Source organism: Curtobacterium sp. MCLR17_044, from assembly GCF_003234435.1.
Taxonomy (GTDB): domain Bacteria; phylum Actinomycetota; class Actinomycetes; order Actinomycetales; family Microbacteriaceae; genus Curtobacterium; species Curtobacterium flaccumfaciens.
The window spans coordinates 1-19,018 of sequence record NZ_QKTC01000035.1 but is presented as its reverse complement, the minus strand read 5'-3'; the positions used below and the strand labels follow the sequence as shown (position 1 = coordinate 19,018).

The window sequence follows — 19,018 nt, the reverse complement described above, 5'->3', positions numbered from 1 at the left end:
CAAAAGGAATTGCTTCATGACCCGGTCAGCAAGCCGACCAGGCACGAGGTCAATCAATAAATTGGCATTGACAATGTGCACGCTGTTGAGTTCTCAAGGACCAGACGCACTTGCTCCTCGGCTCGAGTTCGAGCTTCAGCCACAAGGCTTGTGTTCTTGGCTTGCCACCGGTTGTTCGTCGGACCCGGAGGTCCAGTGGCTCATCCCGAGGGGAGAGAACCGGTGGGCTTGTCATCCTAGGCGTCGAAGCGATCCGGCGCAAGGCCCGATCTGAACTTCAGTGGAGGATGGTCCCGCTTGAGGGCCGACGTGCTCTGGGCTTTCGCTCCAGCCGCTCCGCCGCACCTTTGGGGTGACGAGTAAGAACTATACGCAGCCCTGAGCGAGTGCGCCAAGCCAGCCCCCATCCCGGGCGTGTCGCGTTGTGCAACACACGTCGCCCGGACGCAGCGATGCCCGGTTCCACAGGGGAACCGGGCATCGCAGGGGGTCGAGCAACCGGGATCAGGCGAGCGTCACTCCGGCGAGGGTCTTCTTGCCACGACGGAGGACGAGCACTCCCCCGGGCAGGGCGAGGTCGGACAGCGGTGCGGCGGCGTCCTCGGCTCGGACGTTGTTCACGGAGACGCCGCCCTGGTCGATCGCGCGGCGGGCCTCGCCGAGGGACTTCACGAGTCCGGTCTCCACGAGTGCCCGTGCGACGTCCGCTCCGGAGTCGAGCGTGACCGACCCCGGCAGCGCGGCGATCGCCGACCGCAGGGTCTCCGGGTCGAGCGCACCGAGGTCACCGTTGCCGAACAGCGCGGCCGCGGCATCGATCGCCGCCTGGGTCGCCGCCACTCCGTGCACGATCGAGGTGACCTCGAAGGCCAGGGTCCGCTGGGCCTCTCGTCGGAAGGGCTCGTCAGCGACGGCCTGCTCGAGTCGTTCGATCTCGGCACGCTTCAGGAACGTGAACTGCCGCAGCCGGGCGATCACGTCGGCGTCCGTCGTGTTGAGCCAGAACTGGTACATGGCGTAGGGCGAGGTCATCTCGGCGTCGAGCCAGATCGCGTTGCCCTCGCTCTTGCCGAACTTCGTACCGTCGGAGTTCGTGATGAGCGGGGTCCCGAGGGCGTGCACCGTTGCACCTTCGGCACGACGGACGAGCTCCGTGCCCGAGGTCAGGTTGCCCCACTGGTCCGAGCCACCGGTCTGCAGCGTGCACCCGTACTGCCGGAAGAGTTCGCGGTAGTCGAGCCCCTGGAGGATCTGGTAGCTGAACTCGGTGTAGCTGATCCCCGCATCGGAGTTCAGGCGCGCGGCCACCGCGTCCTTCTTGAGCATCGAGTTGACGCGGAAGTACTTGCCGACGTCGCGCAGGAAGTCGATCGCGGACAACGGGGCGGTCCAGTCGAGGTTGTTCACCAGCCGGACGCCGTTGTCGCCGTCCGGACTGAGGAACCGGGACACCTGGGTCTGCAGCCGGGACACCCACTCCGCCACGGTCTCCGGCGTGTTCAGCGTGCGCTCGGCCGTGGGACGCGGATCGCCGATGAGACCGGTCGAACCACCCACCAACGCGAGCGGCTTGTGCCCCGCGAGCTGCAGCCGCCGCATGGTCAGGAGCTGCAGGAGGTTGCCGCAGTGCAGTGACGGCGCGGTCGGGTCGAACCCGCAGTAGTACGTGATCGGCTCACCGTCGAGGGCCTCTTGCAGCGCGGTCTCGTCGGTCGAGACCTGCACCAGACCGCGCCACTGCAGTTCGTCCCACACCGAGTCGAAGGCGGGGTCGTTCTGCTGGCGCGTCAGGACGTCTTGAGCGGTATCACTGGACACCCCGCCATCGTAGCGGCGACGGACGTCCGGCAGGCGCGGCGGCCGGGAGGCCCGTAGCCGGGTTCACGAGTCGAGGGCGCCCTTGTGCCGCCGGTACGTCGAGACCGTGGGGTCACCCGTCAGCCAGAAGCGCCAGGGGTACCGCGCCCCGCCGGCGATGCCGCCGACGCCGGTGCGCGGCCCGCGGGAGATCCGCGGGACCGCAGCGCCCGCGGGCGGACCGGCCAGGGTCTCGGACAGGAGCTCGTCGATCACGTGGGCCGGTCCGGCGGAGGCGAGCCGGGCCTCCAGGCCGGGTGCCAGGGTGAGCACGAACGGGCCGGACCCGTCGAGGAGCGACGTGCCGTCGTCCTGCCCGAGGACCGCTCCGAGCGCACCACCGAGGTTGCCGGGCCCGCGTGCCAGGGCGACGTCCGCGACCTTCGACCCGCGACGCGCTCGCGCGACGTGAAGTCCCTCGACGACCTGCGCACCGCGCAGCAGGGAGCCCGACGAGGTGCCGGCAGGCCCGCTCACGACGTTGACGCAGGTGTGGATGCCGTACGAGCGGTAGGCGTACAGCGTGCCGGGCGGCCCGAAGAGGTGGCGGTTGCGCTCCGTCATCCCCCGGTGACCGTGTGATCCGGGATCGGTGGGGCCGGAGTAGGCCTCGACCTCGGTGATGCGGAGCGCCACGCCGCGCCCAGCGATCGTCGCACCGAGCAGGGCCGGCGCGGCGATCGGGGCGGGCTCGGCGAGCAGCGCGGCGATCCCCTCGGTCATCGCGAGAAGGGCGCGCCCTCGGCCAGGTCGCGGACGCGGCGGGTGACGGACGCGAGCTGCTCGGCGACCCGGTCGGGTGCGGTGCCCCCGACGCCGGAGCGCGATGCGACGCTGCCCTCGATGGTCAGGACGGCACGGACGTCGGGCGTGAGGTGCTCGGACACGGACCGGTACTCGTCGTCGGTCGGCTCGTCGAGCTCGATGCCGCGCTCCTCGCAGTACCGGACGAGCGCGCCGGAGACCTCGTGCGCGTCGCGGAACGGGACGCCCTGCCGGACCAGCCACTCGGCGACGTCCGTCGCGAGCGAGAAGCCCTGCGGCGCGAGCTCGGCCATCCGGTCGGTGTCGAAGGTCAGGGTCGCGATCATGCCGGTGAACGCGGGCAGCAGGACCTCGAGCGTGGCCACGGAGTCGAAGACCGGCTCCTTGTCCTCCTGCAGGTCGCGGTTGTACGCCAGCGGCAGTCCCTTGAGGGTCGCGAGAAGCCCGGTCAGGTTGCCGATCAGACGCCCCGACTTGCCCCGGGCGAGCTCCGCGATGTCCGGGTTCTTCTTCTGCGGCATGATGCTCGAGCCGGTCGAGAAGGCGTCGTGGAGCCGGACGAAGCCGAACTCCTTCGTGTTCCAGAGGATGACCTCTTCCGACAGGCGCGAGACGTCGATGCCGATCTGCGCGAGGACGAACGCGAACTCGGCGACGACGTCACGGGCTGCCGTGGCGTCGATCGAGTTGTCCGCCGGGCGGTCGAAGCCGAGCTCCGCGGCGATCGCGGCGGGGTCGAGGCCGAGCGAACTCCCGGCCAGCGCACCGGCACCGTACGGGCTGACGCTCGCGCGGCCGGCCCAGTCGCGGAGGCGCTCGAGGTCGCGGACGAGCGGCCAGGCGTGCGCGAGCAGGTGGTGGGCCAGGAGCACGGGCTGCGCGTGCTGCAGGTGCGTGCGCCCCGGCATGATCGCGCCCGGGTGCTCGGTCGCCTGCTGGGTGATCGCGTCGACGAGGTCGATCACGAGCCGGCCGATGCGCCGCCCGTGGTCGAGCATGTGCATGCGGCCGAGGGTTGCGATCTGGTCGTTGCGGCTGCGACCCGCGCGGAGCTTGCCGCCGAGTTCGGGACCGAGGTCGGCGATGAGCAGGCGTTCGAGGGCGCCGTGGACGTCCTCGTCGGAGTCGTCGGGCTGCAGTGTGCCGTCGACGTGCGCCGCTTCGAGCCGCTCGAGGCCGGCGAGCATGCGTTCGAGCTCGTCGGCGGTCAGGTAGCCCGCGGTGTGCAGCGCCCGGGCGTGGGCTCGGGACCCCGCGATGTCGTACGGCGCGAGCTGCCAGTCGAAGTGCGTCGACTTCGAGAGCGCGGCGAGGGCCGCACTCGGGCCGTCGGCGAAGCGGCCGCCCCAGAGGGCACCGGTGTTGGTGGCGTCGGTCTTCTCGTCGGTCATGTCGTCCTGCGTCGTTTCGTCGGTGCTGGGTCGGGCCGGGGGCTGTTGGTCGGTGCGGGGTTGCTGTCGGTCAGTTCGCCGCGTCGCGGCGGGCGGAGATCTTGCTGGGCAGTGACCAGAGCTCGATGAACCCCCTGGACACGGACTGGTCGAACGCGTCGCCGGTGTCCGACGTCGCCAGGTCGAAGTCGTAGAGGCTCTGCTCCGACCGACGGCCCGTCACGGTGGCACGCCCGCCCTGCAGCCGCAACCGGACGTCGCCGGAGACGTGCTGCTGGGTGTGCTCGACGAAGGCGTCGAGGCTGCGCTTGAGTCCGCCGAACCACAGGCCGTCGTAGACCAGGTCGGCCCACTCGGACTCGACGCCGCGTTTGAACCGGGCGACGTCGCGCTCGAGGGTGAGGCTCTCGAGCTCCTCGTGCGCGGCGATGAGCGCGATCGCGGCCGGCGCCTCGTAGACCTCGCGCGACTTGATGCCGACCACCCGGTCCTCGACGACGTCGATCCGCCCGACGCCGTGCTTGCCGGCGACCGCGTTGAGCTCCTGCACCATGCGCAGCACGCTGAACCGCTGCCCGTCGAGGGCGACCGGGACACCGCGGTCGAAGGTGATCGTGACCTCGTCGGCCTGCTGCGGGAGCGCCGGGTCCTGCGTGGTCGCGTAGAGGTCGTCTGCGGGGGCGGTCCACGGGTCCTCGAGGAGCCCGGTCTCGACCGCTCGGCCCCACACGTTCTGGTCGACCGACCACGGCTCCCGCTCCGAATGCTGGATCGGCAGCCGGTGCTCCTCCGCGTAGGCGATGGCGCGGTCGCGGGTGAGGGCGAGGTCCCGCACCGGTGCGACGGTCCGCAGGTCCGGTGCGATCGCCGCGACGGCTGCCTCGAAGCGGACCTGGTCGTTGCCCTTGCCGGTGGAGCCGTGCGCGACGCTGTCGGCACCGAGTTGCTTCGCCGTCAGTGCGAGGTGCTTCGCGATGAGCGGGCGGCTCAGTGCCGAGACGAGCGGGTACCGCTTCTGGTAGAGCGCGTTGGCCCGGAGCGCCGGCACGATGTACTCGTCGGCGAACTCGTCCTTGGCGTCGACGACGAGCGACTCGACGGCGCCGCAGTCGAGCGCACGCTGCCGGACCGCCTCGAGGTCCTCGCCGCCCTGGCCGACGTCGACCACGAGTGCGACGACGTCCTTGCCGGTGGCGTCGCGCAGCCAGCCGATCCCGACGGAGGTGTCGAGACCGCCGGAGTACGCGAGGACGACGCGGTCAGCCACTGGTGTCCGATCCGTCGGCTAGTCGTTGGCGAGCAGCCAGGCCAGCAGCGCCTTCTGGGCGTGCAGACGGTTCTCCGCCTCGTCCCAGATGATGCTGCGGGGGCCGTCGATGACGTCGGCGGTCACTTCGAACCCCCGGTCGGCCGGCAGGCAGTGCATGAAGACGGCGTCGTCGGCGGCGTGCGCCATGAGCGCGTCGTCGACGCGGTACCCCGCGAAGGTGTCGAGGCGCGACTGCTTCTCGGACTCCTTGCCCATCGACACCCAGGTGTCGGTGACGACCACGTCGGCACCCGCGACCGCGGCAACCGGGTCGGTCACCACGAGGACGGAGCCGCCCGTCACGGCGGCGCGTTCCTCGGCGTCGGTGACGACCTGCGCCGACGGGGAGAACTCGGCGGGGGCGGCGACGCGGACGTGCATGCCCGCTGTCGCCCCGGCGAGCAGGTACGACTGCGCCATGTTGCTCGCACCGTCGCCGATGAACGCCACGGTCTGCCCGGCGAGGGCGCCGCGGTGCTCACGGATGGTGAGCAGGTCGGCGAGGAGCTGGCAGGGGTGGAAGTCGTCGGACAGCGCGTTGACGACGGGGACCGTCGTGCCGGCGGCCATCTCCTCGAGCCCGGCCTGACCGTAGGTGCGCCACACGATCGCCGACACCATGCGCTCGAGCACGCGGGCCGTGTCCGACGGGGTCTCCTTGCCGCCGAGCTGGCTGTTCGCCGTCGAGATGATCAGCGGGCTGCCGCCGAGGTCGGAGATGCCGACGTGGAAGGACACCCGGGTACGGGTCGACGACTTGTCGAAGATCACTGCGACGCTCTGCGGACCGGCCAGCGGCTTCTCCGCCCAGCGGTCGGCCTTCATGCGGTCGGCGATGTCGAGGATCGCGGACTGCTCGGCCTGGCTCAAGTCGTCGTCGCGGAGGAAGTGGCGGGTCATGCGGTGGGCTCCTGCGCTGCGGCGACGGCCGCGAGGCTCTGGGCGAGGATCGACAGGAACTCGTCGATCTCGGCGTCGGACACGATGAGCGGCGGCGCGATGCGCAGGCTCGACTCGTTGGGGGCGTTGATGATGAGGCCGCGCTCGAGGGCGGCTGCGTTGACGGCCGGGCCGATCGGACCGGTCAGACCGACGCCGATGAGCAGGCCGGTGCCACGGACCTCTTCCACCAGCGGGGAACCGATGGCGCTGATGCCGTCACGGATCCGCTCGCCCTTGACCACTGCGCCGGCGACGAGTTCCGCACGCTCGATCTCCTCGAGCACCGCGTTGGCGACGCGGGTGCCGAGCGGGTTGCCGCCGAAGGTCGAACCGTGCTGCCCGGCCGAGAACAGGTCGGATGCCCAGCCGAACGTGACCAGGGCGCCGATGGGGAAGCCCCCGGCGATGCCCTTCGCGACGGTGATGGCGTCCGGCGTCACACCGTGGCCCTGGAACGCGAACCAGTTGCCGGTCCGGCCGACACCCGTCTGGATCTCGTCGAGGATCAGCAGTGCGCCGTGCTCCGCGGTCAGTCGGCGTGCCGCCAGCAGGAAACCCTCCGGCAGGTCGACCACGCCGGCCTCGCCCTTGATGGGTTCGAGGATCAGGGCGGCGACGGAGTCGTCGATCGACGCTTCGAGCGCCTCGATCGAGGTGTCGATGTGCTCGACACCCGGGATCATCGGCAGGAAGTCCTGCTGCAGCGCGGGCTTGCCGGTGAGCGCGAGCGCGCCCATCGTGCGGCCGTGGAAGCCCTGCTTGAGCGCGAGGATCCGGGTCTTGGTGCCGTCCGCACCCTTGTTGAGGCGAGCGAGCTTGAACGCAGCCTCGTTCGCCTCGGCGCCGGAGTTGCCGAAGTACACGCGGCCCGCGTCACCCGCGCCGGTGATGCGCTTGAGGCGCTCGGCGAGTTCGAGCTGCGGCGGGGTGGCGAAGTAGTTCGACACGTGCACGAGCTTCGCGGCCTGGTCGGCGATCGCCTCCACCAGGGCGGGGTGCGCGTGGCCGAGCGAGTTCACCGCGATGCCGGCGAGGAAGTCGAGGTACTCGTTGCCCTCGACGTCCCAGACGCGGCAGCCCTGGCCGCGCTCGAGCATGATCTTCGGCGGGGTCAGGGATCGCATGAGCGACGCCCCGAACCGGTCGTTCCAGGTCTCGGTCTGCGTCTCGGTGCTCACTGCTGGTGTCCCTTCTCGTCCGTACCCGCCACGTGCTGGCCGGTACTGCTGTCGATCGACGGCGACGCCACGCGACGGCCGATCTCGGCGTGGGTCATCTGGTTCTCGGTTCGTCGGCTCGGGTCCGGGATCACCTCGGTGCCCGCACCCCGCAGGGTGAAGACCTCGAGCAGGATCGAGTGCGGGATCCGGCCGTCGATGATCGTCGCACCGCCGACCCCGCCGACCACGGCGTCGAGGCACGCGGTCATCTTCGGGATCATCCCCGACTCGAGGCTCGGCAGGAGTTCGCGGAGCTCGTCGACGGCGATGAGGTCGACGATCGAGTCACGGTCGGGCCAGTTGCGGTACAGGCCGGGGACGTCGGTGAGCATCATGAGCTTCGAGGCCCGCAGCGCGATCGCCAGGGCACCCGCCGCAGCGTCCGCGTTCACGTTGAGTGCCTGGTCGGGGTGCGCGTCGTCGATCGCGATGCTCGAGACGACCGGGATCCGGCCTGCCTCGATCGCGGCGAGCACACCGGACGGGTCGACGTGGGTGATGTCCCCGACGTGGCCGAGGTCGTACTCCTGCCCGTCGACGACGACGCCCTTCTTCTCGCCGGTGAACAGCGAGCCGCCGTCGCCGAACACGCCGACGGCCAGGCCCTCGCCGTGTTCGTTCATCAAGTCGACGATCTCGCGGTTGACCTCGCCGGCCAGGACGTCGCGGACGACCGTAATCGCCTCGGTCGTCGTGACGCGGTAGCCGCCGCGGAACTCGGACTCGATGCCCTGTTCCTTGAGGGCGGCGGAGATCTGCGGCCCCCCGCCGTGCACGACGACGGGGTGCAGGCCGGCGTAGCGCAGGTAGACCATGTCCTCGGCGAAGGCGCGCTTCAGGTCCTCGTTCACCATGGCGTTGCCGCCGAACTTGACCACGACGACCTTGCCCGAGAAGCGCTTGAGCCAGGGAAGCGACTCGATGAGCGTCGCGGCCTTGACCGCGGCGAACTCGTGTTCTTCTTCCTTCGTGAGGGGCGTGCCGGCCCCGTTCGTGTCCGCCGCCATCAGCTGGAGTACGCGCTGTTCTCGTGCACGTAGTCGTGCGTGAGGTCGTTGGTCAGGATCGTGGCCGAGTGCGTGCCGACACCGAGGTCGATGCGCACGTGGGTGTCACGCGGGGTCAGGTCGACGGAGTCGCTCGGCTCGTCGGGTGCGCCCGCGTGGCAGACCCGGACGCCGTTCATGCTGACGTCCACCGCGTACGGGTCGAACTCGGCGTCGGTGGTGCCGATCGCTGCGAGCACCCGGCCCCAGTTCGGGTCGTTGCCGAAGACCGCAGCCTTGAACAGGTTGTTCCGGGCGACGCTCCGACCGACGGTCACGGCGTCGTCCTCGGTCGCGGCGTGCACGACCTCGATCGCGATGTCGTGGCTCGCACCCTCGGCGTCCTGCTGCAGCTGGCGGGCCAGGTCGGCACAGACCGCAGTCAGGGCCTCCTGGAAGTCACCGACCTCGGGCGTCACGCCGCTCGCACCCGACGACAGCAGGACCACGGTGTCGTTCGTCGACATGCAGCCGTCGGAGTCGACCCGGTCGAACGTGATCCGGGTGGCGGCGCGGAGCGCCTGGTCGAGCTGGTCCGGCGTCTGCACGGCGTCCGTCGTGATGACGACGAGCATCGTCGCGAGGCCCGGGGCGAGCATCCCCGCACCCTTGGCCATGCCGCCGACGGTCCAGCCGTCCTCGGTCACGACGGACTGCTTGGCCTTCGTGTCCGTCGTCATGATCGCGGTGGCCGCATCCGGACCGCCGTCGTCGCTGAGTGCCGCACTCGCCAGGTCGACGCCGCGGAGCACGTTGTCGCGGAAGGTCTGGTCGCCCACACCGATGAGCCCGGTGGAGCAGACGACGACGTCGCCGGCCCCGATCCCGAGGGCGTCGCCCACGGCTTCGGCCGTCAGGTGCGTGGTCTGGAAGCCGAACGGGCCGGTGAAGCAGTTCGCGCCGCCGGAGTTCAGGACGACGGCACGCGCGACACCGTCACCGATGACCTGGCGGGACCAGATGACGGGGTGCGCCTGGGCCCGGTTGCTGGTGAAGACGGCGGCCACGGCCGCGTCGGGGCCGTCGTTGACGACGAGGGCCACGTCCGGCTTGCCGCTCGTCTTGAGGCCTGCGGTGATACCGGCGGCGCGGAAGCCCGCTGCCGCGGTGACGCCCTGGAGGCCCGGCTCGGTCTGGGTGGTCGTGCCTGCGTCGGTCACGGTGCGACTCCGTCCACGCTGAGGCCCGTGGTCTCGGGGAGACCGAGGGCGATGTTCGCCGACTGGACGGCGGCGCCGGCCGTGCCCTTGGCGAGGTTGTCGAGCGCGGTCACCGCGACGACGCGGCCGGCGGCCTCGTCGACGGCGATGCCGACGAGCGCGGTGTTCGCACCGATCGTGTCCGCGACCCGGGGGAACTCGCCCTCGGGCAGCAGGTGGACGAAGGGCTCGTCGGCGTACGCCTGCTCCCAGGCGAGTCGGACGTCGCGTGCGCTGACGCCGGGCGAGAGCTTCGCGGTGGTGGTCGCCAGGATGCCCCGCGACATCGGGACCAGGACCGGCGTGAACGAGATCGTCACGTCGGCGGCCCCCGCGACCTGCAGGTTCTGCTGGATCTCGGGGACGTGCCGGTGCGAGCCACCGACGGCGTAGGCGCTGGCGGACCCCATGATCTCGGAGGCCAGGTAGGTGGTGGCCAGCTTCTTGCCGGCACCGCTCGGGCCGACGCTGAGCACCGCGACGAGGTCGTCGGACTCGACGAGGCCGGCCTGGATGCCCGGCTGGATGCCGAGCGTCACCGCGGTGACGTTGCAGCCGGGGACCGCGATGCGCTTCGTGCCGACCAGGGCGGAACGCTGCTTGCCCTGCGACGCGATGTCGTCGACCTCGCGCCATTCGTCGGCCGAACCCGGGGTGGGCGCCGCGAGCAGGAGCTCGGGCAGCCCGTAGGTCCACGCGCCGAAGTAGTCACCGCCGTAGAACCGCTCCCACGCCGCCGGGTCCGTCAGCCGGTGGTCCGCGCCGCAGTCGATGACGAGCGTGTCGTCGCCGAGTTCCGCGGTGATCGCACCCGACTGGCCGTGCGGCAGCGCCAGGAACACCACGTCGTGCCCGCGCAGCGTCTCGGCCGTCGTCTCCGCCAGGGTCAGGTGCGACAGTGAACGGAGGTGCGGCTGGGTCGCGATCAGGGGCTGTCCGGCGTTCGAGAACGCCGTCACCGTCCTGACCTCGAACTCGGGGTGGGCGGAGAGCACGCGCAGGAGCTCACCACCCGCGTAGCCGGAGGCTCCCGCCACGGCGACGGATACGGACATGGGATTCCACCTTTGGTCGGACTGGTCGTCGAGAGAGTCGGAGGCGGCGACCCCGGGCGGTGCTGATCCCGTGTGGGTCAGTCGCGCAGGGTCGCCCCGAATCGCTCGCCGGCACGTCGGACAGCGCCGTCACGGGCCTCGGTGGCCTCGGCAGCGGTCAGCGTGCGGTCCGTGGCACGGAAGCGCAGGGCGAACGTCAGGGACTTCTGTCCCTCGTCCACGCCGGAGCCCCGGTAGTCATCCACGAGCCGAGCATACTCCAACAGGTCTCCGGCGCCAGAGCGCACCGCATCCAGCACGTCACCGGCCGGCACGCCGGCGTCGACGACGAGCGAGAGGTCCTGCGTGGCCGCCGGGTAGGAGACGATCGGCGCGACCGCGACGAGTTCCGGGGCCGCGGCGACCAGCGCGTCGAGGTCGAGCTCGACGACCGCCACCACCCGGGGCAGGACGGCGGCCTCGGCCAGTTCGGGCAGGAGCTCACCGGCGACGCCCACGACCGTGCCGTCGACGAGCAGCGACGCGGCACGGCCCGGGTGCAGGGACGGGTGGGTCGTCTGCGCGACGGTGAGTTCCACACCGACGGCCCAGGCGACCTGGCGGGCAGCGTCGATCGCGTCGGCGATCCCGAACGATTCTGCCGTGGTGCCGGGCTGCTTGACGACCCGGTGGCCGGTGAGCAGTGCGGCGACGTGGAAGGGCTGGGCGGGCAGCGAGGCGTCCAGCGCCTCGAGCGTTGCACGGTCGGGCCGGGCGGCGCCCGCCGGGACCTCGTCGGTGCCGAGCGTCACGCCCGTCACCGGCAGGAACACCCGGGACGTCTCGTAGAGCGCGACGTCGACGAGCCCGCGCGACACGTTGCGACGGGCAGCGTCGACCAGGGCCGGGACGCCGCTCCGGCGCAGGAGGTTCTGCTCGCTGTCCAGGGCGTTCGCGAGCACGACGCTCGGTCCGCCCTGCGGGTCGATCCCCGGGTAGGCGTCCTGCGTGGCCGCCGACACGAATGGTGCCGTGACGACCTCGGTCAGGCCCGCCGCGGCCAGCGCCGAGGCGACCCGACGACGAGCCTGCTGGTGCCGGGTCAGGCCCCGGCCGGGCGGCGCGACCGGCAGCACGCTCGGGATCCGGTCGTAGCCGACGATGCGCGCGACCTCTTCGACGAGGGTGGTGTCGTCGGTCAGGTCGGGACGCCAGGTGGGCGGAGTGACCGCGAGCTGCTCACCGTCGGCCTCGACCGTGGCGCCGATCGCACGGAGCGTGTCGATGACCTCGGCGTCGGTGTAGTCGACGCCGACGAGCTCGGACGGACGCGAGAGCCGCGTCGTCACGGTCGCCCGCGGCTCGGTGTCGACGAGCGTGGACCCGAGGGCGTCAGCGGTGCCGCCGGCGAGCTCGACGAGGAGCTCGACGGCACGGTTCGCCGCGGCCTCGGCCACCTGCGGGTCGACCCCGCGCTCGAAGCGACGGGATGCCTCGCTGGGGAGCTTGTGGCGACGAGCGGTGCGGGCGATGGAGACCTGGTCGAACCCGGCGGCCTCGATCAGGACGTCGGTGGTGCTCGCCGAGATCTCGGTGCGGGCTCCGCCCATGACGCCGGCGAGGCCGACGGGACCGTCGTCGTCGGTGATGACGAGGTCTTCGGGGTCGAGCTTCCGGACCGTGCCGTCGAGGGTCTCGAGCGTCTCGCCAGCGGTCGCCCGACGCACGCCGAGGCCGCCCGCGACGGTCTGCAGGTCGTAGCCGTGCAGCGGCTGGCCGAGCTCGAACATGACGTAGTTCGTGATGTCGACGGGCAGGGAGATCGAGCGCACCCCGGCCAGCGACAGACGCGACACCATCCAGGAGGGTGTCTTCGCTGCCGGGTCGATCCCGCGCACGACGCGCGTGACGAACGTGGAGGCGCCGACCCGACCCCGGACCGGAGCCTGGTCGTCGATCGTGACCCGGAAGCCCTCGGCCGCACGCGACGCGACGCGGTCGACGGGGTCGTGGAAGCTGGCTCCGGTGGCGTGCGCGTACTCACGCGCGACCCCGCGCATGCTCAGCACGTACCCACGGTCGGGCGTGACGTTGATCTCGACCGCGGCGTCATCGAGGCCGAGGAGCGCGATGGCGTCGGCACCGACGGTGGGGTCCATGCCGAGGTCGGCGAAGCGCAGGATGCCGTCGTGCTCGTCGCCCAGCCCGAGCTCGCGGGCCGAGGCGATCATGCCGTCGGACACGTGCCCGTAGGTCTTGCGGGCGGCGATCGGGAACGGCCCCGGCAGGACTGCGCCGGGCAGCGTGACGACGACGAGGTCGCCGACGTCGAAGTTGTGCGCGCCGCAGACGATGCCGCGAGGCTCGGCTTCGCCGACGTCCACCTGGCACCAGTTGATGGTCTTGCCGTTCTTCTGCGGCTCGGGGACGCGCTCGAGGACCCGACCGACCACGATGGGGCCGGTCAGGTCGAAGGTGTGGACGTCCTCTTCCTCGAAGCCGACCGACACGAGCGCCGCGTGGACGTGCTCGAGGGTGACGTCCTCGGGGAGGTCGACGGACTCACCGAGCCAACGGAGTGGGACGCGCATCAGACCACCGTTCCGAACTGCTGCGAGAAGCGGATGTCGCCCTCGAGGAAGTCACGCATGTCGTTCAGGCCGTTGCGGAACTGCAGTGTCCGCTCGATGCCCATGCCGAACGCGAAGCCCTGGTACTCGTCGGGATCGATGCCGGCGGCACGCAGGACGTTGGGGTTCACCATGCCGCAGCCACCCCACTCGACCCACCGCGCGCCACCCTTGGCGTTCGGCTGCCAGACGTCCATCTCGGCGCTGGGCTCGGTGAACGGGAAGTAGTTCGGGCGGAGCCGGATCTGCGCCTCGGCGCCGAACATCTGCCGGGCGAAGTGCTCGAGCGTGCCGCGCAGGTGCGCCATCGTCAGGCCCTTGTCGATCGCGATGCCCTCGACCTGGGTGAAGACCGGCAGGTGCGTGGCGTCGAGCTCGTCGGCACGGTAGACGCGACCCGGCGCGATGACGTACAGCGGGAGGTCACGCGACAGCAGCGACCGCACCTGCACCGGCGAGGTGTGGGTGCGCATGACCAGGTGCCGGTCGACGGGCTCGACGAAGATCGTGTCCGCCATGGCCCGGGCCGGGTGGTCCTGGTCGAAGTTCAGGGCGTCGAAGTTGAACCACTCGTGCTCGAGCTCGGGGCCTTCTGCCACTTCCCACCCCATGCCGACGAAGATGTCGGCGACGGCTTCGTTCAGCAGCGAGAGCGGGTGGCGGGAGCCGGTGGCGCGGTGGACCGGCAACGCGGTGACGTCGACGCGCTCGGCTTCGAGCCGTGCGCGTTCCTCGGCCACCGCGAGGACGGATTCCTGCTCGGCGATCGCCGCGTTCACCCGCCCACGGGCCTGCCCGACGAGCTTGCCCGCCGCGGCCTTCTGCTCCGGCGGCACACTGCGCATCGATGCGTTCATCCGCGCCAACGGTGACTGCTCACCGGTGTGCTCGGCCCTGGCCTGCTTCAGTTCGGCGACCGTCGTCGTGGCACGGACGGCGGCGAGGGCCGCGTCCACCGCGTCGGCGACGGCCGATTCGCTGATCTCGAGAGGTTCTGACACGAGACCCAAGCCTACCGGCCGTCGGGATACCACCCACCTGCACCGAGCGGACGGTGGATGACCGATGCCGACGACCGGCCTGGGGAGGGAGGAGCGTCAGCTCCGGAGCGCGAAGGCCGACTCGTACAGGCACACCGACGCGGCCGTGGCGAGGTTCATCGACTCCGCCTGCCCGTAGATCGGCACCTTGACGGCCCGGTCGACGAGGGCCAGGTCGTCGGCGGTGAGTCCGCGGGCCTCGTTGCCGAAGACCCACGCGGTCGGACCGTCGAGCATCCCCTCGGCGCGGACCACCGGCAGGTCGTCGCCCGAGACGTCCGCCGCGAGCACCGTGTAGCCGAGGGCCTTCGCCCGCTCGATCGTGTCCGCCAGGGTCACGCCGACGGACACCGGGACGTGGAACAGGGACCCGGTCGTCGACCGGACGACCTTCGGGTTGTACGGGTCGACCGAGCGTCCGGTCAGCACCACCGCGTCGGCGCCGGCCGCGTCGGCGGCCCGGATGATCGTGCCGGCGTTCCCCGGGTCCCGCACCTCTTCGAGGATGGCGACCAGTCCGGGCAACGCGGCCTGCTCGTCGGACGCATCACGGGCCTCCCGGTCGGCGGCGGCCGCAGCGCGGTCCGGGAAGACGTCCTTCACCGACGTCGGGAACTGCTGGCACACCGCCACCACGCCCTGCGGGGTGACCGTGTCGGCCATCGCGTCGAGCACCTGCTCGGTCACGAACCAGGTGTCCACCGGCGCGTCGTCCAGCCCGTAGCGGGCTGCGGCGGTCGGCGTCACGTAGAGCTCACGCAGGAGCTCCGGGGCGTACTCCAGCGCTTCGCGGACGGCTTGGGGCCCTTCCAGCAGGAACAGGCCGGTCTCGGCCCGGACGTCCTTCTTGGCCAGGGCCGCAACGGCCTTCACGCGTCCGGCACGGGGGTTCTCGAGGAGATCGCTCACGACCCAAGTCTAGGAACGACGAAACCCCCGCCGTGCGGCGGGGGTTTCGCGAGCAGAAGAACTGACTACGCAGCCTTCGGGGCCGAGGTGTCGGCCGGGAGGGCCTTCTTCGCGGTCTCGACGAGCGCGGTGAAGGTCTCGGGGTTGTTCACCGCGAGGTCGGCGAGGATGCGACGGTCGACCTCGACGCCGGCCAGGTTGAGACCCTGGATGAGGCGGTTGTAGGTCAGGCCGTTCGCACGGGACGCAGCGTTGATGCGCTGGATCCACAGGCGACGGAACTCGCCCTTCTTCGCGTGACGGTCGCGGTACGCGTAGACGAGGGAGTGGGTGACCTGCTCCTTGGCCTTGCGGTACAGGCGCGAACGCTGGCCGCGGTAGCCCTCGGCGCGTTCGAGGATGACGCGGCGCTTCTTGGCGGCGTTGACCGCTCTCTTTACTCGTGCCATTGCACTATTCCTTTACGATCCGGGGGCTCAGTGGCCGAGGAGCTTCTTGACGTTCTTCGCGTCACCCTTGGAGAGGACCTGGTCCTCGTTCAGGCGGGCCTTGCGCTTGGAGCTCTTGACCTCGAGGTTGTGACGCATACCGGCCTGCTGCTTCATGATCTTGCCGGTACCGGTGACCTTGAAGCGCTTCTTCGACCCGGAGTGGGTCTTCTGCTTGGGCATGGTGGTGCCTTTCCGTGGGATGGATGGGGGGCCGCGTCGTTGCGGGTTCGGTCCGGGGACCTATTCGGCCGCGGCGTCCGTGGATTCCGCAGCTGCCTCGGACGTGGAACCGGCCTCGGCCTCGTCCTTGCCCTTCGCGGCGTGCTCGGTGGCACGACGCTCGGCCTTCTGTGCAGCACGCTTGGCGTTCTGCTCGCCCTTGACGTCGGACTTGTTCTTGAGCGGGGCGATGATCATCGTCATGTTGCGACCGTCCTGGGTCGGACGCGACTCGACGACACCGAACTCGGCGATCTCTTCCGCGAACTTCTGGAGGAGACGGACACCCTGCTCCGGACGCGACTGCTCGCGGCCACGGAAGAGGATCATCGCCTTCACCTTGTCGCCGCCGAGGAGGAACCCCTCGGCGCGCTTGCGCTTCGTCTCGTAGTCGTGCACGTCGATCTTCAGGCGGAAACGGACCTCTTTCAGGTCCGTGTTCACCTGGTTGCGACGAGCTTCCTTGGCCTTCTGAGCGGCCTCGTACTTGAACTTGCCGTAGTCCATGATCTTGGCCACGGGCGGCTTCGAGTTCGGCGCGACCTCGACCAGATCCAGTTCGGCTTCCTGCGCGAGACGCAGTGCCATGGCGATCGGGACAACGCCGACCTGCTCACCCTGCGGACCGACGAGTCGGACTTCGGGAACGCGGATTCGGTCGTTGGTACGGGGATCGGTGATGCGGAGCTCCTTCAATCAGGTGGTGGCCGTCCGGGGCGTTTGCCCTGGACGACAGCACGAGAGAGGAGATCTGACGCACGGGATGTCGACCCGTTCGGCAGCCGCCCTGCATCGGATCCGTGGGATCCGACCGACGGGTGCAACACGTGCACTCGCGGAGCGGTGGTGACCCGGTAGCCTGGTGGAACGCGGCCGCGGGTGGGAGAGACTCCTCTTTCGTGACACCGTCCGGGTGTTGTCGAGGATCTTGATCTCAGGAGAACTGATGTCAAGGGAACTGACGGCACACGGACAGCATCTGCCGCGAGCAAGCCTAGCAGAGGAGCACCGTGAGCGACACCCCGATCGACGACACCGGCATCGACGCCGCCAGGGACATCGCGGAGGTGCCGGCGGTCGAACTCATCAACACCGTTGCGGTGCACCTGCTCAGTGCCGCGGCCGTCAAGGTCGGCCTGGCAGACGACCCGCAGGAACAGACCGACCTGGACGAGGCGCGGAAGCTCATCACCGCGCTGGCCGGCCTCGTCACCGCAGCCGCGACCGAGATCGGCGACCACCACGCACGTCCGCTCCGCGACGGACTCCGGTCGCTGCAGCTCGCCTTCCGCGAGGCGTCGGCGATCCCGGACCCGATCGGTGCCGGACCGGGCGAGAAGTACACGGGTCCCGTCAACTAGACGACGTCACCCGGAGACGGACGGGAGGCCCGTGGCGGTGTCGCCACGGGCCTCCCGTCCGTTCGTGGGTCGCGGTCAGGACCCGCTGTCGCCGACCAGGCGCGCGACGGCCGCGAGCGGGATGCCGACCCAGTCGGGTCGGTTGCGGGTCTCGTAGACGACCTCGTAGACCGCCTTGTCGAGTTCGAAGGCGTCGAGCAGCGCGCCGTGGGCGGTGAGGTCCGCGCCGGTGCCCCGCTGGTAGCCCTCGAGGAAGCGTGCCCGCGCCTCGGCCGCCCAGGCGGCCGCGTCGACCGGTTCGGCGTCGTGCGCCAGCGCACCCGCGACGTAGTCGAACGAGCGGAGCATGCCCGCGACGTCGCGCAGGGTGACGTCCGGCAGCGAGCGTTCGTCGAGGGGGCGGAGGGGTTCGCCCTCGAAGTCCAGGAAGACCCAGCCACGGGGACCCGGTGCCGACAGGACCTGTCCGAGGTGCAGGTCACCGTGGATGCGCTGCAGGTCCGGCCACGTCGCGTCGGCGGCACGGGCGTAGACCGCGCGGATGGCGTCGGCGTGGTCGGCGACGGCCGGGGCCTCGCGGGCGGCGGTGTCGAGTCGGGCGTGCATCGTGGCGACGGCGGCGTCCCGTCGGGGCGCGTCGGCCGGTTCCGTCGGCAGCGCTCCGGCGAGGGTGCGGTGCACGTCGGCGAGCGCGGTGCCGAGCTGCTCGGCGCGGTCACCGAACGGCGTGCCGGCCTGCGCCTCCTGCAGGGCGACGCGCCAGGCGTCGTCGAGCCCGGGGAGGAACTCCTGGGCGAAGGCGAGGTGCCCCGTCGCCGTGCCGTCCGGGCGTCCGACGTCCGGCCAGTCGGCGCGGAGGGCGCCGTAGACCCGCGGCACACGCGTGCTGCCCGCCGCCGTGAGGGCGAGCTGCGTGGTCACGTCGGGGTTGTCGCCGTGGTGCAGCACGCGGAAGACCTTGATGATGACGCGGTCGCCGGACTCGGTGTCGCAGATGACCGAGGTGTTGGACTGCTCACCCGTCAGGACGCGGGCGGCGGTGACCCGGCCGATCGGGCTGAGGCTGTCCGGTGCCGCGTCGATGCGTGCGGCGAGTGCCGACACCCACGCGAGATCGGTGGTGGCGTCGACGACCGTGCCGTCGGGGCCGCTGGTGATCGGCGACTGGTAGAGGACGGGGACCGTGGGTGCCTCGTCGAGCACCAGCCGGGTCCCGTCGTCGGTCGAGATCGTCCGGAGGTGTGGCACGGACCCCTTCGAGGCGTACCAGCGGCGGTCGGCGATCCAGGACTCGAGGTCGCGGTCGCTCGGCGTGCTGGTGTCGGGGGTGCTGGTGTCGGGGGCGCTGGCGTCTGCGCGGGTGTCTGCGCTCGTGTCTGCGCGGGTGTCGGGGGCGCTGGGTGCTCCGTCGCTCATGCAGCGGAACCTACGCGCCGGGGCCTGGCGAGGTGCCGAGTCCCCCACAGGACGGGCCGCGGAGCGCTCCGTCCACAGAACCCGCTGCCCCCGGTCTGACACGGGCGCGTCGGACGACACTTGCGGCATGCCCCGATCCGCTGCTGCTCCCGCCCCCGCCGCTGACGCTGCACGTGCGCTCCCCGACCC

17 protein-coding genes are annotated in these 19,018 nt (G+C 70.8%); 1 reads left to right on the top strand and 16 read right to left on the bottom strand.

The genetic code is table 11. The features are described from left to right. Positions 1-504: 504 nt before the first annotated feature. The 15 genes from tyrS to infC form a co-directional block, all read right to left on the bottom strand. Complete coding sequence (gene tyrS / locus DEJ04_RS17710; RefSeq protein ID WP_111047955.1) at positions 505-1,818, bottom strand: tyrosine--tRNA ligase; 1,314 nt, start codon at positions 1,816-1,818, stop codon at positions 505-507. A gap of 63 nt (positions 1,819-1,881) precedes the next feature. Beyond that, positions 1,882-2,580: a DNA-3-methyladenine glycosylase gene (locus DEJ04_RS17705; protein WP_111030721.1), complete on the bottom strand. Its 699-nt coding sequence runs from the start codon at positions 2,578-2,580 to the stop codon at positions 1,882-1,884. Beyond that, positions 2,577-4,013, bottom strand: a complete 1,437-nt coding sequence (gene argH / locus DEJ04_RS17700) for an argininosuccinate lyase (RefSeq protein WP_111038972.1) — start codon at positions 4,011-4,013, stop codon at positions 2,577-2,579. The genes DEJ04_RS17705 and argH overlap by 4 nt, the downstream gene beginning before the upstream one ends. A gap of 70 nt (positions 4,014-4,083) precedes the next feature. After that, positions 4,084-5,280, bottom strand: coding sequence for an argininosuccinate synthase (locus tag DEJ04_RS17695; RefSeq protein WP_111047954.1), 1,197 nt, complete (start codon positions 5,278-5,280; stop codon positions 4,084-4,086). Positions 5,281-5,298: 18 nt separating this feature from the next. Next, positions 5,299-6,222 (bottom strand): ornithine carbamoyltransferase, encoded by a 924-nt coding sequence (argF, locus tag DEJ04_RS17690; protein ID WP_071405139.1) that lies wholly within the window; start codon positions 6,220-6,222, stop codon positions 5,299-5,301. Beyond that, complete coding sequence (locus DEJ04_RS17685; RefSeq protein ID WP_111047953.1) at positions 6,219-7,442, bottom strand: acetylornithine transaminase; 1,224 nt, start codon at positions 7,440-7,442, stop codon at positions 6,219-6,221. The genes argF and DEJ04_RS17685 overlap by 4 nt, the downstream gene beginning before the upstream one ends. Next, entirely contained in the window at positions 7,439-8,491 is a 1,053-nt protein-coding gene (gene argB / locus DEJ04_RS17680; RefSeq protein ID WP_110865442.1) for an acetylglutamate kinase, read from the bottom strand. The genes DEJ04_RS17685 and argB overlap by 4 nt, the downstream gene beginning before the upstream one ends. Further along, positions 8,491-9,690 carry a bifunctional glutamate N-acetyltransferase/amino-acid acetyltransferase ArgJ gene (gene argJ, locus DEJ04_RS17675; RefSeq protein WP_111030717.1) on the bottom strand — a complete coding sequence of 400 codons (1,200 nt, stop codon included), beginning with the start codon at positions 9,688-9,690 and terminating at the stop codon, positions 8,491-8,493. Before argJ ends, argB begins: the two co-directional genes overlap by 1 nt. Further along, positions 9,687-10,784, bottom strand: a complete 1,098-nt coding sequence (locus DEJ04_RS17670) for an N-acetyl-gamma-glutamyl-phosphate reductase (protein ID WP_111047952.1) — start codon at positions 10,782-10,784, stop codon at positions 9,687-9,689. The genes argJ and DEJ04_RS17670 overlap by 4 nt, the downstream gene beginning before the upstream one ends. Positions 10,785-10,861: 77 nt before the next feature. Beyond that, the gene (gene pheT / locus DEJ04_RS17665) at positions 10,862-13,354 is read right to left on the bottom strand and encodes a phenylalanine--tRNA ligase subunit beta (RefSeq protein WP_111047951.1); all 2,493 of its coding nucleotides are present in this window, start codon (positions 13,352-13,354) and stop codon (positions 10,862-10,864) included. Continuing rightward, positions 13,354-14,394, bottom strand: coding sequence for a phenylalanine--tRNA ligase subunit alpha (gene pheS, locus DEJ04_RS17660; RefSeq protein WP_027466550.1), 1,041 nt, complete (start codon positions 14,392-14,394; stop codon positions 13,354-13,356). The genes pheT and pheS overlap by 1 nt, the downstream gene beginning before the upstream one ends. 96 nt (positions 14,395-14,490) lie before the next feature. Then, on the bottom strand, positions 14,491-15,342 hold the full coding sequence (locus tag DEJ04_RS17655; RefSeq protein ID WP_071405146.1) for an RNA methyltransferase: 852 nt from the start codon (positions 15,340-15,342) through the stop codon (positions 14,491-14,493). Between the two features lie 65 nt (positions 15,343-15,407). Beyond that, complete coding sequence (gene rplT, locus DEJ04_RS17650; RefSeq protein ID WP_017887975.1) at positions 15,408-15,791, bottom strand: 50S ribosomal protein L20; 384 nt, start codon at positions 15,789-15,791, stop codon at positions 15,408-15,410. 27 nt (positions 15,792-15,818) lie between these two features. Then, entirely contained in the window at positions 15,819-16,013 is a 195-nt protein-coding gene (gene rpmI / locus DEJ04_RS17645) for a 50S ribosomal protein L35 (RefSeq protein ID WP_017887976.1), read from the bottom strand. Positions 16,014-16,073: 60 nt separating this feature from the next. After that, positions 16,074-16,748 carry a translation initiation factor IF-3 gene (gene infC / locus DEJ04_RS17640; RefSeq protein WP_081827403.1) on the bottom strand — a complete coding sequence of 225 codons (675 nt, stop codon included), beginning with the start codon at positions 16,746-16,748 and terminating at the stop codon, positions 16,074-16,076. A 314-nt stretch (positions 16,749-17,062) separates the two neighbouring features. On the opposite strand from infC, the gene DEJ04_RS17635 reads away from it, so the two are divergent. Beyond that, complete coding sequence (locus DEJ04_RS17635; RefSeq protein ID WP_027466553.1) at positions 17,063-17,413, top strand: DUF1844 domain-containing protein; 351 nt, start codon at positions 17,063-17,065, stop codon at positions 17,411-17,413. A gap of 75 nt (positions 17,414-17,488) precedes the next feature. On the opposite strand, the gene DEJ04_RS17630 is transcribed toward DEJ04_RS17635, so the two are convergent. Continuing rightward, positions 17,489-18,829, bottom strand: a complete 1,341-nt coding sequence (locus DEJ04_RS17630; protein WP_258371425.1) for a phosphotransferase — start codon at positions 18,827-18,829, stop codon at positions 17,489-17,491. Positions 18,830-19,018: the final 189 nt, after the last annotated feature.